General features: G+C 45.6%; 12 protein-coding genes. 2 read left to right on the top strand and 10 right to left on the bottom strand.

Annotated features, from left to right (window positions below; all coding sequences use genetic code 11):
• Window positions 1-77 precede the first annotated feature (77 nt).
• The 8 genes from sucD to sdhC form a co-directional block, all read right to left on the bottom strand.
• Window positions 78-950, bottom strand: a complete 873-nt coding sequence (gene sucD / locus N5E84_RS02865; protein ID WP_013856352.1) for a succinate--CoA ligase subunit alpha — start codon at window positions 948-950, stop codon at window positions 78-80.
• The gene (gene sucC / locus N5E84_RS02860) at window positions 950-2,116 is read right to left on the bottom strand and encodes an ADP-forming succinate--CoA ligase subunit beta (RefSeq protein WP_013856351.1); all 1,167 of its coding nucleotides are present in this window, start codon (window positions 2,114-2,116) and stop codon (window positions 950-952) included. The genes sucD and sucC overlap by 1 nt, the downstream gene beginning before the upstream one ends.
• A gap of 201 nt (window positions 2,117-2,317) precedes the next feature.
• Window positions 2,318-3,526 (bottom strand): 2-oxoglutarate dehydrogenase complex dihydrolipoyllysine-residue succinyltransferase, encoded by a 1,209-nt coding sequence (gene odhB, locus N5E84_RS02855; RefSeq protein ID WP_019281578.1) that lies wholly within the window; start codon window positions 3,524-3,526, stop codon window positions 2,318-2,320.
• A 30-nt stretch (window positions 3,527-3,556) separates the two neighbouring features.
• A complete protein-coding gene (gene sucA, locus N5E84_RS02850) occupies window positions 3,557-6,367 on the bottom strand; it encodes a 2-oxoglutarate dehydrogenase E1 component (protein WP_019281579.1) in 2,811 nt (936 codons plus the stop codon).
• An 89-nt stretch (window positions 6,368-6,456) separates the two neighbouring features.
• Window positions 6,457-7,170, bottom strand: coding sequence for a succinate dehydrogenase iron-sulfur subunit (locus tag N5E84_RS02845; protein ID WP_013856348.1), 714 nt, complete (start codon window positions 7,168-7,170; stop codon window positions 6,457-6,459).
• Between the two features lie 15 nt (window positions 7,171-7,185).
• Complete coding sequence (sdhA, locus tag N5E84_RS02840; protein ID WP_013856347.1) at window positions 7,186-8,952, bottom strand: succinate dehydrogenase flavoprotein subunit; 1,767 nt, start codon at window positions 8,950-8,952, stop codon at window positions 7,186-7,188.
• Window positions 8,953-9,300 (bottom strand): succinate dehydrogenase, hydrophobic membrane anchor protein, encoded by a 348-nt coding sequence (gene sdhD / locus N5E84_RS02835; RefSeq protein WP_010318675.1) that lies wholly within the window; start codon window positions 9,298-9,300, stop codon window positions 8,953-8,955.
• Window positions 9,294-9,686, bottom strand: a complete 393-nt coding sequence (gene sdhC / locus N5E84_RS02830) for a succinate dehydrogenase cytochrome b556 subunit (protein ID WP_019281580.1) — start codon at window positions 9,684-9,686, stop codon at window positions 9,294-9,296. Before sdhC ends, sdhD begins: the two co-directional genes overlap by 7 nt.
• 396 nt (window positions 9,687-10,082) lie before the next feature.
• On the opposite strand from sdhC, the gene N5E84_RS02825 reads away from it, so the two are divergent.
• Complete coding sequence (locus N5E84_RS02825; protein WP_019281581.1) at window positions 10,083-11,372, top strand: citrate synthase; 1,290 nt, start codon at window positions 10,083-10,085, stop codon at window positions 11,370-11,372.
• Between the two features lie 85 nt (window positions 11,373-11,457).
• On the opposite strand, the gene N5E84_RS02820 is transcribed toward N5E84_RS02825, so the two are convergent.
• Entirely contained in the window at window positions 11,458-12,213 is a 756-nt protein-coding gene (locus tag N5E84_RS02820; RefSeq protein WP_019281582.1) for a Nif3-like dinuclear metal center hexameric protein, read from the bottom strand.
• Between the two features lie 86 nt (window positions 12,214-12,299).
• Here N5E84_RS02820 and N5E84_RS02815 point away from each other — a divergent pair, with 86 nt between their 5' ends.
• Window positions 12,300-13,058, top strand: a complete 759-nt coding sequence (locus N5E84_RS02815) for a DUF1853 family protein (protein WP_019281583.1) — start codon at window positions 12,300-12,302, stop codon at window positions 13,056-13,058.
• Between the two features lie 68 nt (window positions 13,059-13,126).
• Here N5E84_RS02815 and pgm read toward each other — a convergent pair whose 3' ends face one another.
• Entirely contained in the window at window positions 13,127-14,773 is a 1,647-nt protein-coding gene (gene pgm, locus N5E84_RS02810; protein WP_026028060.1) for a phosphoglucomutase (alpha-D-glucose-1,6-bisphosphate-dependent), read from the bottom strand.
• Between the last annotated feature and the right edge of the window lie 57 nt (window positions 14,774-14,830).

Genomic DNA, 14,830 nt, shown 5'->3' with positions numbered 1-14,830 from the left:
TATCAAAACCTATTGAATCTAAAGTAAAAACCCCGAAACAAGGTTCGGGGTTTGTCTTCAAACTGAGGAAGGCGTGATTACCAACCCGTCACTTCACGCAATGCTTTTCCGATATCAGCAAGGCTTTTGACGGTTTTCACACCCGCGGCTTCAAGCGCTGCAAATTTCTCATCAGCTGTCCCTTTACCACCAGAAATGATAGCACCAGCATGGCCCATCCGTTTACCCGGAGGCGCTGTCACACCAGCAATATAAGACACAACCGGTTTCGTGACATTCTCTTTAATGAATGCCGCGGCTTCTTCTTCGGCTGTACCACCGATCTCGCCAATCATCACAATCGCTTCAGTTTCAGGATCATCTTGGAATAGTTTCAAGATATCAATGAAGTTAGAGCCCGGGATTGGGTCACCGCCGATACCAACACACGTTGACTGACCAAAGCCTTCATCTGTTGTTTGCTTAACGGCTTCATAAGTTAGCGTTCCTGAACGAGAAACAATACCCACTTTTCCTTTCTTATGAATGTGGCCTGGCATGATGCCGATCTTACACGCATCCGGTGTAATCACACCCGGACAGTTCGGGCCAATCATACGCACACCAGTCTCTTCGAGCTTCACTTTTACGTCAATCATATCGGTAGTCGGTATACCTTCAGTGATCGTCACAATAAGTTCAATACCAGCGTCAATTGCTTCTAAAATAGCGTCTTTACAAAATGGTGCAGGTACATAAATAACGGTTGCCGTTGCACCCGTTGCTTTCACTGCGTCACGCACCGTATTAAATACAGGCAGACCAAGGTGAGTTTGACCACCTTTACCCGGAGAAACCCCACCGACCATTTGTGTACCGTAGGCAATCGCCTGTTCGGAGTGGAAAGTTCCCTGACCACCAGTGAAACCTTGGCAGATTACTTTGGTGTCTTTATTAATAAGTACCGACATTATTTACCCTCCGCCGCAGCAACAACTTTCTGAGCTGCGTCCGTTAACGACTCAGCTGCAATGATATCAAGACCAGAATTTGCGAGTACTCCGCGTCCTAATTCCGCGTTTGTACCTTCCAAACGCACGACTACGGGAACCGTTACACCAACTTCTTTCACCGCACCGATAATGCCTTCTGCAATCATATCGCAACGTACGATACCGCCGAAAATATTCACCAATACGGCTTTCACGTTGTCATCAGACAAAATGATTTTGAACGCTTCAGCAACACGCTCTTTGGTTGCACCACCACCAACATCAAGGAAGTTTGCAGGTTTGCCGCCATGAAGGTTAACAATATCCATGGTGCCCATTGCAAGGCCAGCACCGTTCACCATGCAACCAACATTGCCATCAAGAGCAACATAGTTCAGTTCCCACTGAGCAGCATGAGCTTCGCGCTCATCTTCTTGTGAGAGATCGTGCATTTCGCGAAGTTTAGGTTGACGATAAAGTGCGTTTGAGTCGATGTTGATCTTGCCATCAAGGCACAACAAGTTCCCTTCAGCGGTGACAACTAATGGGTTGATTTCTAGCAATGCAAGATCATACTGGGTAAACATAGCGCCAAGACCTAGAAAGATCTTCACAAATTGCTTAATTTGGTCGCCTTCCAAGCCAAGTTTGAAAGCAAGTTCGCGGCCTTGGTAGGCTTGCGGACCAACCAAAGGATCAATCGCGGCTTTATGAATCAGCTCCGGAGTCTCCTCCGCTACTTTTTCAATTTCCACGCCGCCTTCTGTTGAGGCCATGAACACGACACGACGAGTCGCACGATCGACGACTGCGCCTAAGTAAAGCTCATTCGCGATATTAGAGGCTTCTTCAACCAAAATTTTTGATACTGGCTGGCCATTTGCGTCCGTTTGATAAGTAACCAGATGTTTACCTAGCCATTTTTGAGCAAACTCTTTGACACCATCTTTAGTGTCGTGCAACTCAACGCCACCCGCTTTACCGCGACCACCTGCATGCACTTGACACTTAACAACTTTCTTCGCTGTACTAATCCGACCCGCCGCTTCAAAAGCTTCTTGTGGAGTATCACAGGCATAACCTTCCGGTACAGGCAAACCGAATTCTGCAAACAGCTGTTTGGCTTGATATTCATGCAAATTCATTATGTTCTTCCGTTTGTTTATCCCTTAGGGGATTTATTATTTCCATAAAGCGGCAGCTATGCTGCGCCATATATCTGTAGGGTGCTTCTCAAATTAAGCGGCTGCAATTTATCCAAGAGGATAGCTTGTAGCCTTTTGCTTAAATGAAGGCTAGACGTGAGCCTGCCTAGCCTTAAATTCACTGAACAACGTTCAGTGAGGTTACACGTCCAGTAGCAGACGTGCTGGATCTTCAAGTAGCTCTTTTACTGTCACAAGGAAACCAACTGACTCACGGCCATCCACCAAACGGTGGTCGTAAGAAAGTGCTAGGTACATCATTGGTAAAATTTCTACTTTGCCATCCACAGCCATTGGGCGGTCTTGGATTTTGTGCATGCCCAATATGGCCGCTTGCGGCGGATTGATGATCGGTGTTGACATTAACGATCCAAACACACCGCCATTCGTAATTGTGAAATTACCGCCAGTCAGTTCTTCAACCGTCAATTTGCCATCTCTTCCTTTGAGTGCAAGCTCTTTGATGCCCTTCTCAATTTCGGCAAGGCTTAGCGTATCGCAATCTTTAAGAACCGGAGTCACTAAGCCACGAGGCGTTGAAACTGCCATGCTAATATCAAAATAGCTGTGATACACAATATCTTGGCCATCAATAGATGCATTCACTTCTGGGTAACGCTTTAACGCTTCTGTTACCGCTTTCACGTAGAAAGACATAAAGCCTAAACGAATACCGTGTTTCTCTTCAAACAGACCTTGATATTGCTTACGCAGATCCATGATAGGCTTCATGTTAACTTCATTAAACGTCGTCAACATCGCCGTGCTATTTTTTGCCTCAAGCAGGCGCTCCGCAACACGTTTACGCAAACGCGTCATCGGTACACGTTTTTCACTGCGCGCCATCGCAACGACAGGCTCAGGTTGACTTGGAGCAACTGCTGACGCTGATTTTGCGGCTGCTAGATGAGCATCAATATCTTCACGCGTGATACGTCCACCCACACCAGAGCCTTTCACTTGGCTTGCTTCCAAACCATGCTCGGCGAGTAAACGGCGTACCGCAGGGCTAAGCGCATCATTCGTTTCGTCTGTCAATGTGGCCTTGTGGCGTTTATCAGGAGACGGCTCTGTATCGTTGGTGGTGTCTTTCGTCGGTTCACCTGCAACGGCACCGGGTTGTAATTTCGCCAATAACTGTTTCGAAAGCACCGTCGCACCTTCTTGCTCGATAATGGCTTCAAGAACACCCGCTTCTGGTGCTGGCACTTCAAGAATGACTTTATCAGTTTCAATCTCAACGAGTACTTCATCACGAGCGACGGCTTCACCTGGCTTTTTATGCCATGTCGCGACTGTTGCATCAGCCACTGATTCAGGTAGATCTGGAACCAGAATTTCAATTGTCATAATCTGTGTCTTCCTTTTACTTCTAGTTCGTTAAGCTAGGGTCAGAGCGTCTTCAACCAACGCTTTTTGTTGTTTCAAGTGTACCGACATATAACCAACGGCTGGTGATGCTGATGCAGGGCGACCTGCGTATTTCAGATCAGCACCGGCTGGAATGGCAGAACGGAAGTTATGTTGGCTACTGTACCAAGCACCTTGGTTTTGAGGCTCTTCTTGGCACCATACATAGTCAACAACATTAGTGTATTGAGCGATAACCGCTTCCACTTCTTCTTTCGGGAATGGATATAGCTGTTCAATACGGACGATAGCAACATCACCTTGTTCGTTATTGCGGCGCTGTTCAAGCAGGTCGTAGTAAACCTTACCAGAGCAGAACACAACACGTTTGACGTTCGCTGGGTTGAGATCGTCAACTTCGCCGATAGCCGACAAAAACGATCCGTCAGCCAAGTCTTCCAGTGTTGAGATACATAGTGGGTGACGCAGCAACGATTTTGGTGACATAACGATCAATGGTCGACGCATTGGACGAATAACCTGACGACGCAGCATGTGGTATACCTGCGCTGGCGTAGAGGGAACCACCACTTGCATGTTTTGTTCGGCGCACAGTTGCAAATAACGCTCTAGGCGTGCTGATGAGTGTTCCGGGCCTTGCCCTTCATAACCATGAGGTAGCAGCATGGTTAAACCACACAAACGCGCCCATTTTTGTTCACCGGAAGAGATGAACTGGTCAATCACGACTTGAGCTCCATTGGCGAAATCACCAAACTGAGCTTCCCAAATCGTCAAACCACTCGGCTCCGCTGTCGCGTAGCCATATTCAAAAGCTAGCACTGCTTCTTCCGACAAAACCGAATCCAATACTTCAAAAGGACCCTGTTTATCATGGATATTCGCCAATGGAATATAGGTACTTGCGTCACTTTGGTTATGCAATACCGAGTGACGGTGGAAGAAGGTTCCACGCCCAGAGTCTTGCCCCGAAATGCGGATTCGCTTTCCATCATCAACTAAGGTTGCATAAGCCAGCGTTTCAGCCATACCCCAATCGAGAAGCTTCTCTCCATTAACCATCGCTTGTCGGTCGGTATAGATTTTATCCACACGACTTTGCAGTTTATGGCTTTCTGGATACTGACAAATTCGGTTACCTAGCTCTTTTAAACGCTCAAGGTCAACTTTATTATTCCATGGCATATCCCATTCATGGCCAATATACGGTGACCAATCAACAGAATGCAGTGCCATTGGACGCCACTCTTTCACCACGACTTCACCATGGTCCAGAGCATCACGATATTCGTTGACTAACTGTGTGGCAATCTCGATATCAAACTCACCACGCTCTATCAAAACATCGGCATAAAGCTTACGCGGCGTAGGATGCTTTTTGATCTTTTGATACATCAGCGGTTGAGTTGCGTTTGGCTCGTCGGCTTCGTTATGGCCGTGACGGCGATAACAAACCAGATCAATGACGACATCACGCTTAAATTCATTACGATAATCGAGTGCAATGCGGGTGACGAAAGCAACTGCTTCTGGATCATCAGAATTGACGTGGAAAATGGGGGCCTGAACCATCTTAGCGATGTCAGTACAATACATAGTCGAGCGTGTATCACGAGGGTTTGACGTGGTAAAACCAACTTGGTTGTTAATAACAATACGTACCGTCCCTCCCACGCAATAACCACGCGCTTGAGACATGTTAAATGTCTCGGCAACGACACCTTGGCCAGCGATAGCAGAGTCACCATGAATCGAAATAGGTAGCACTGTCGAACCGTCTTCATCTCCCAATCGATCTTGTCGAGCACGAACTGAACCAATTACGACTGGATTAACAATTTCAAGATGCGAAGGGTTAAATGCTAAGGCTAGATGCACATCACCGCCGGGTGTCGCAAAGTCAGCAGAGAAACCTTGGTGATATTTAACATCACCCGTTCCCCAGCTTTCACCATGCTTACCCGCAAACTCGTCGAACAGATCTTGAGGTTTTTTACCTAAGACGTTGACGAGCATGTTAAGACGACCACGGTGCGCCATACCAATCACAACTTCACGCATACCTGTGCTACCAGCATGACGGATCAACTCTTTCATCATTGGGATGAGCGCGTCGCCACCTTCTAAAGAAAAGCGTTTCGCACCAGGGAATTTCGCGCCTAAATAACGCTCAAGGCCTTCTGCGGCTGTCAATTCTTCGAGGAAAATTCGTTTTTCTTCTTTGCTGAAAGAAGGTTGTCCAACGACTGATTCAAGACGTTGTTGTATCCAACGCTTTTGTTCAGTGTCGATAATGTGCATGTATTCTGCACCGATGGAACCGCAATAGGTTTTGTTGAGGGCTTGATAAATGTCTTTCAATTTCATTGTCTCTTGCCCGATAGCAAAAGAGCCGACATTGAAAGTTTCTTCGAAGTCACCTTCGTTAAGATTGTGGAACGCTGGGTCTAATTCTGCCACTAATGGGCGTTGCCATAAACCTAGGGGGTCGAGTTGAGCCGCTTCATGACCGCGAAAACGGTAAGCATTAATCAGCTGCAAGACTCTTACTTGCTTAGCATCGACATCTGGATCACTAACTTGGACATTGTAATGCTTTGTTTCTTTCGCGAGTCGTCGGAAGTAGTCACGGACACGTGAATGTGGCTGTTCAACCACATTGTCAGCTTGCGCAGGCAAGCCATCAAAAACACGTTTCCACTCCTCACTTACCAGATCAGGATCACTTAGATACAGTTCGTAGAGGTCCTCTACGTAAGTTGCATTGGCGCCAGCCAAGTGTGAAGACTCGAGCCATGCCTTCATCACGCCGTTGTGCATATTTTCCCTTAACCAGTAGTTTTCACGTTTGCTTCGGTCTATGCCGAGCTATAAAAGGCAGGTCCGAAGACCTGCAATTTTTATTCATTTTAAACCGAACGGTTCACAAGCATTGATTTGATATGTCCAATGGCTTTCGTCGGATTTAATCCCTTAGGACAAACACTTACACAATTCATGATGCCATGGCAACGAAAAACGCTAAAAGCATCATCAAGATTAGATAAACGTTCATCTGTTGCAGTATCTCGGCTGTCAATTAGCCAACGATAAGCCGCCAACAAACCTGCTGGGCCGATAAACTTATCCGGGTTCCACCAGAAAGAAGGGCATGAAGTTGTGCAGCAAGCGCACATAATGCACTCATATAAACCGTCTAAATGCGCTCGCTCTTCTGGTGATTGCAAGTTCTCACGAGCCGGAGGCAAGTTTCCGTCAGTCACAAGATAAGGTTTAACCTTCTCGTAATTTTCATAAAACTGGGCCATATCGACAATTAAATCACGGACGACTGGTAGCCCAGGCAGAGGTCGAATAACGATCGTGCCTTTGGCCAAAAGCGCGGATAATGGAGTGATACACGCTAATCCATTTTTACCGTTCATGTTCAAACCGTCAGATCCACACACCCCTTCACGGCACGAGCGACGAAAAGCAATGGTGGGATCTTGCTCTTTCAGCAAAATGAGTGCATCCAACAACATCATGTCAGAGCCCTCTTCGACTTCAAGCAGATAATCCTTCATGTAAGGCTTTTGATCGACATCCGGATTATAGCGATACAAAGAGAATTTCAATTTCATAATAGTGCCTTCTCCTTAGTATGTGCGCGCTTTAGGCGGAAACGCTTCACGATAAATTGGTTCCATATTTACGCTACGCTTCGACATGCTTTCAGTCTCAGGGTTGTAAATTGAATGGCATAACCAATTAGCATCATCGCGTTCAGGATAGTCAAAGCGAGCGTGGGCTCCACGGCTTTCGGTACGATAATTTGCAGCAACCGCGGTAGCAAATGCTGTTTCCATCAAGTTTTCCAGCTCTAAACACTCGATCCGTTGAGTGTTGAACTCGGTTGACTTGTCTGAAAGATGTGCGTTCTTCAAACGTTCACGAATCACTTTAAGCTCTTCAAGACCTTTAGCCATCGCTTCACCTTCACGGAACACCGAGAAGTTATTTTGCATACAACGTTGCAAATCTTTACGAATTTGCGCGGGATCTTCACCACCTGTACTGTTTTCCCAGCGGTTGTAACGTTCTAGCGATTTTTCAATGTCCGCTTCTGTGGCAGGTTTTGCGTCCGCTTGCTTTTTCAACGTTTCGCCCAAATGTAAGCCTGTTGCTCGGCCAAAGACCACTAAATCCAGTAGAGAGTTACCACCCAAACGGTTCGCGCCATGCACCGATACTGATGCAATTTCACCACACGCAAACAAACCTTGAACTTCCACATCAGCGCCTTTAGCATCTTGCTTAATCGCCTGACCTGAAACTTGAGTCGGTACTCCTCCCATCATGTAGTGGCAGGTTGGGATCACTGGAATAGGTTCTTTAACTGGATCGACGTGAGCAAACGTACGTGACAACTCACATACGCCCGGCAGACGAGATTCCAGAGTTTCTTTGCCAAGGTGATCGAGTTTAAGCTTGATGTGCGGACCCCATGGACCATCGCAACCACGACCTTCACGGATCTCAATCATCATTGAGCGGGCTACTACATCACGACCAGCCAAATCCTTCGCGTTTGGTGCATAACGTTCCATGAAACGTTCGCCATCTTTATTTAAAAGATAACCACCTTCACCACGACACCCTTCCGTCACAAGAACGCCAGCACCAGCAATCCCTGTTGGGTGGAATTGCCACATTTCGATATCTTGCATCGGGACGCCAGCGCGGATAGCCATGCCCACGCCATCACCCGTATTGATGTGCGCGTTGGTGGTTGAAGCATAGATACGGCCAGCTCCGCCAGTCGCTAATACTGTGGCTTTAGATTTGAAATAACAAACTTCGCCTGTTTCCATACACAAGGCGGTACAGCCAAGTACTGCACCCTCTTCATTTTTCACTAAATCAAGTGCGTACCACTCAGAGAAAATAGTGGTCTTATATTTAATGTTTTGTTGATACAAGGTATGAAGTAGTGCGTGACCAGTACGGTCAGCGGCAGCAGCGGTTCGAGCCGCTTGTTCACCACCAAAATTTTTGGATTGCCCACCAAATGGGCGCTGATAAATGGTGCCATTGTCAAAACGAGAAAAAGGCAAACCCATTTTCTCTAGTTCAATCACCGACTCTGGACCATTCTTACACATGTACTCGATAGCATCTTGGTCACCGATATAGTCGGAGCCCTTCACCGTGTCATACATATGTTGTTCCCAGTGGTCCTCATGCGCGTTGCCTAACGCAACGGTAATACCACCTTGAGCCGAAACCGTGTGAGAACGTGTTGGAAAAACTTTAGAAAGCAGAGCACAGGATAAACCTTGCTCTGAAATTTGCAGTGCTGCACGCATGCCAGCACCACCAGCGCCGATCACTACGGCATCAAATTCACGAACTGGAATAGTCACTTACGCACCCCACAATACAAATAAGCCAGAGAAGAAGTATCCAAAGAGCACTGCAATAACGACCAATTGCAGGCCACCACGCAATTTAGAACACTTAATGTAATCCGTTAATACTTGCCATAAACCGATCCAACCATGGATAAGGACAGAGACTAACGCCAGCATTGTGAAGACTTTGGTAAAGGTTCCACCAAAAAACTGTGTCCATGAAACATAGGAGATATCACCAGAGAAAGCACAGAAGCTGACTAGGTAGATAGTATAAAGAGTCATAATGATCGCAGAAGCACGGATCAGCAGATAATCATGCACTCCGTTACGACCAAAAGAAGAAACATGTTTTACCATACCAATACTCCCGCTAAAACTGAAAGCACTGCTGTTGCGATGAAGGCGACTTTGGCACTCATAACCCCTGACTCCAACTCTTCAAAGTGGCCCAGGTCCATCAGCAAATGGCGTATACCACCTGCAATGTGGTAAGACAGCGCTGTTAAAATTCCCCATAAAATAAATTTTGCGAAAAAGCCATTCACAATGTTGCTGGCTTCCATAAAACCTACCGGAGAACTTAACGAGAGGGAGAGTAACCACAGCAAAATTCCGACCGCAACGAACATCATCACCCCAGACACTCGGTGTAGGATGGATGCTATCGCACTGATCGGAAAGTGAATGGTCTGTAAATCTAAATTAACAGGTCTTGACTTTCTTTCTTTCACGGGCTTGCTCACTCAGCTCCATTGAGCATTTATAGTTATAAATGAATTTTGGTTGTAAAACCCACAAAAGTTAACATTATTTTAACATAAAAAGCCCGATATCGCGCAGTTAAATGTAATAATTCCGTTAACAATAAAGACAGAATGCAATACTAAAATACAGTTTCTAGCCTTTTATTTATAAGGTGTTCACCAAAATTTTCAGTGCCACTATACGGCTCGCAACATTCTAATACAATTGATGTAACAATTTTTGCTACACAGAACAGATTTTTAACTTTATATGTATAAAAAATCAAAACAAGTGCACACATCAGACGAGAAAAATTGACTTTAATTAAGAACACACGTAAAAAAATGTCACACAAACATCCTGGACGGATTAAATAATAAACAAAGGAGATTGTTATGGCAGATAAGAAAGCGACCCTTCATATTGAAGGTAAAGCGCCAATCGAGCTGCCGATTATGGATGGGACTGTAGGCCCACAAGTAATCGACGTTCGTAAACTAGGAGCCAACGGATACTTCACTTTTGACCCTGGTTTTCTTGCCACTGCATCTTGTGAATCTCAAATCACTTATATCGATGGCGAAAAAGGGGTGTTACTGCACCGCGGCTTCCCTATTGATCAATTAGCCAATAACGCTGATTACTTGGAAGTTTGTTATATTCTTCTTTACGGTGAAGCCCCTAATCGTAAGCAATATGAAGAGTTTAAACATACGGTGACGCGTCACACTATGGTCCACGAGCAAATTGCAAGTTTCTTCCACGGCTTCCGCCGTGATGCTCATCCAATGGCTGTAATGTGTGGTGTGGTTGGAGCGCTTGCCGCGTTCTACCATGATTCACTTGATATTAATAATGATATACACCGAGAAATAGCGGCTTATAGGCTACTCTCAAAAATGCCAACACTGGCGGCAATGTGCTACAAGTACTCTGTCGGCCAACCATTTATCTACCCACGTAATGACTTAAGCTACGCTGAAAACTTTTTGCATATGATGTTTGCAACACCATGTGAAGAATATGAGGTTAATCCTGTAGTTGCTCGTGCGATGGATAAAATTTTCACTCTGCATGCTGATCATGAACAAAACGCATCAACCTCAACGGTTCGCCTTGCTGGTTCTTCTGGTGCTAACCCGTTTGCCTGTATTGCTGCTGGCATTGCCTCTTTGTGGGGGCCTGCTCATGGTGGGGCTAACGAAGCCTGTCTGCGTATGTTAGAGGAGATAGGCAACGTTGATAACATTCCTGAGTATGTGGTCAGAGCAAAAGATAAGGATGACCCATTCCGTTTAATGGGTTTTGGTCACCGTGTTTATAAAAACTACGATCCGCGAGCAACGGTAATGCGTGAAGCTTGCCATGATGTACTCAAAGAGCTCAATATTCAGGATCCATTGTTGGATGTCGCAATGGAACTTGAGCGCATTGCCCTTTCTGACGCATACTTTGTTGAGAAAAAACTCTACCCCAACGTAGATTTTTACTCAGGCATTATTCTAAAGGCGATCGGTATTCCAATCTCAATGTTTACCGTTATCTTTGCAATGTCTCGTACTATCGGCTGGATTGCTCACTGGAATGAAATGCACAGTGACCCAGACAATAAAATTGGTCGACCTCGTCAACTTTATACTGGCCAAAAAATGCGTGATTTCAAGCCATTACACGAACGTGCATAGTAATCAGTTATAACACTTCATTGAAAAGAGCGAGTTAACACTCGCTCTTTTTTTACTTGGTACCTTTACAAAAAGAAACAGCCCATTAGACAGGATTATCGATATCGATAAACTCGACCTCAAAATCATATTCGTTCGCTAACCATTCTCCGAGAGCTTTCACTCCATACCGTTCTGTTGCATGGTGGCCAGCTGCGAAGTAATGGACGTTTTGCTCTCTTGCTGAATAGGTAGTCCGCTCTGATATTTCACCAGAGATGAACGCATCTAATCCGTGCTGCGCCGCTAGATCGACGTAATCTTGCCCACCACCAGTACACCAACCCACCGTTTTGATGATTCTGTTTGAGTTCGGTGCTACGTGCAGTGGCCGTCGTTGCAAAGCTTGTTCGATTCGTTGACTGAGTTCATCGGCTGTCAACGCTTGTTCAAAATGGCCATACATGGCGACCGACTGCGGGTGCCCTTCTAATCCACCATCAACATGAATCCCCAATAAATCAGCTAGCAATTTGTTATTACCTAATTCTGGATGGATGTCTAACGGCAAGTGATATGCGTATAAATTTATATCATTTCGTATCAAAGCTCGGATCCGGTGGCCTTTCATTCCACGGATGGACTCAGGCTCACTTTTCCAAAAATAACCATGATGCACTAATAAAGCGTCAGCATTTCGTTCAATTGCTTGTTCAATCAGCGCTTGCGAGGCCGTCACACCCGTCACAATCTTTTTGATTTCAGTGCGACCTTCAACTTGCAATCCATTAGGGCAATAGTCTTTAATCAATTGAGGATTAAGCTTTTGATTGAGCAGAGCTTCAAGTTTTAAATTATCCATCTTTCATTCCAAAATTGAGTTTTATCATTAGCGTGGTTATAACAATTTCAAGCTAGAATGTCGAAAAATAAGGACGAGAACAATTAATGACAATGGACCTCAACACACTGGCACACTGGGTGTCGACAACCCCTACTCTTTTTCAAGGAGAGGGTGTAGTCGCGGCGCGTACTCCTTTTTTACCCAATGTTCCGACATTGAAAGAAGAATATGGAGGGAACCCTAGATTAGGCTTTCTCTACCAGCATTTATGTTCTTTATTGTTTACGCTAAACCCCACTTATTCCGCCGTTTCTGAAGAAATTCAATTGAACGAAGCAGGAAGTACACTAGGTTCGCTAGATTTTGTCATCAAAAATAAACGCAGTCAGCGTTATGAGCATTGGGAAGTCGCAGTGAAGTTTTACCTGCTACATCAAGGGCTGTGGTATGGTCCCAATGCTCAAGATCGATTAGATCTCAAACTTGAACATATGCTGAACCACCAATTGACCCTTTCCCAATCAGCCCAATTTAGTGCGGCTTACCCACTTTGGCGTGACGTTAGCCGTCATTTACTGATGCAAGGGCGCTTATATGTAAACCCTTTTCACGATGAGCCTGTTCCTAGTGAATGCCTAGGTTATAAACTCAATCCGTCACAAATTGCTGGTTTTTGGTGTTATCAAAGCCAGTCACATCAAATAGATGAAGCATTATTCTTACTGGAAAAGCCTCAATGGATTAGCGGGAAAGGTAAAAACTGCACGCGTTACACAGCAAATGAAGAGCATGGTTTTGTGCATTGCCAAAGTGACAGCGGAAAGTTCTGGTTCATCGTTCCCGACAGTTGGCCTCAGCTTTAACCAAGATAGTAGACGACTAAATATAAAATAGGCGGCCTCTGGCCGCCTATTTTAATTGATAAGTTTGCTTACAAACCAGCGTCGGCAAAGACTTGATTAACAATCTGTTGCGCTTCCGCTTCGATTTGCTTGAGGTGCTCATCGCCCTTAAAACTTTCACAATAGATCTTATAAATATCTTCTGTGCCTGATGGACGAGCAGCAAACCAGCCATAATCAGTGGTCACTTTTAATCCACCGATGGCTGCGCCATTGCCGGGAGCATGCGTCAAGCGGGCTGTGATCTCATCTCCCGCTAATGTTTGCGCAGAGACCATCTCTGGTGATAATTTGCTCAGCACTGCTTTTTGTGGGCCATTTGCGACAGCTTGAATACGACTATATTTAGACTCTCCATGTTTCGCGGCCAGATCTTCATAATATTGCTGCGGATTTTTACCTGTGACAGCGGTGATTTCCGCCGCCAGTAAGCAAAGGATAATACCGTCTTTATCCGTTGACCAAGGCGTTCCGTCTTTACGCAGGAATGACGCACCTGCGCTCTCTTCACCACCAAAACCGAAGTGACCACTGTATAGGCCATCAACAAACCACTTAAAGCCGACAGGTACTTCACACAGCTCACGGCCAAGATCGGCGACCACACGGTCAATCAATGCACTTGATACTAACGTTTTACCAACAGCCACTTCTTTACGCCATTGTTTGCGGTGACGATACAGATAATCGATGCATACGGCTAAGAAATGGTTTGGATTCATCAAACCTTTCGGAGTGACAATGCCGTGGCGGTCGTAGTCAGGGTCATTACCAAACGCGAGATCATACTGATCTTTTAACGCTAATAACCCCGCCATTGCATAAGGAGAAGAACAGTCCATACGCACTACACCATCTTTATCGAGTGACATAAATTGGAATGTCGGATCCACCGCTTCGCTCACCAGTGTTAAATCAAGCTGATACGCTTTGCCAATTTGACGCCAATAATCAATACCACTGCCACCGAGCGGATCAACACCCAGTTTTAGATTGGCTTTTTGGATGGCCTCCATATCAATCACATTCACTAAGTCATCAATATAAGGTTTCACAAGATCAACTTGTTTAAACAGCGGCGATTGCTTTGCCGACATAATAGGCAGACGCTTCACGCCTTGCATGCCTTCTGCAATGATCTCATTGGCACGGTTTTCAATCGCTTGCGTGATTTCCCCTTCAGCAGGGCCGCCATGGGTAGGATTGTATTTAATACCACCATCTTGTGGTGGATTATGAGAAGGTGTGATCACAATGCCATCAGCTTTTTGCGCGTGCTTCAAGTTATGAGTCAAGATTGCGTGTGAAATACCCGGAGTTGGCGTATAGCCATTATCCTGTTGAACGATCACTTCAATTTCATTAGCGATCAGTACTTCAAGTACACTAGAAAAAGCAGGCTCAGAGAGTGCGTGCGTGTCTTTTCCGACAAAAATCGGCCCAGTGGTTCCTTGCTGAGCGCGCACTTCTGCTACCGCTTGAGCAATAGCAAGAATGTGGTTTTCGTTAAATGTCGATTTATCCGCGCAACCACGATGCCCCGAAGTACCAAATTGTACTTTATGGTCTGGGTTAGCCGCATCAGGTTGAAGTAAAAAGTAGTTTGCAACGAGCGCAGGGATATTATGTAAGTCTTCCTGCCGTGCTTTTTGTCCGGCGCGTGGGTGCATAGCCATTTTTGACATCCTTTCTTAAAATAACAACGAAATAAAAAGCCTCATGATACGGACTTA

The sequence above is a fragment of the Vibrio sp. J502 genome, assembly GCF_025397955.1.
In the GTDB taxonomy this organism is placed as follows: Bacteria; Pseudomonadota; Gammaproteobacteria; order Enterobacterales; family Vibrionaceae; genus Vibrio; species Vibrio anguillarum.
Note: the sequence above shows the minus strand (reverse complement) of the source record. Positions and strands in the feature narration are given on the sequence as shown.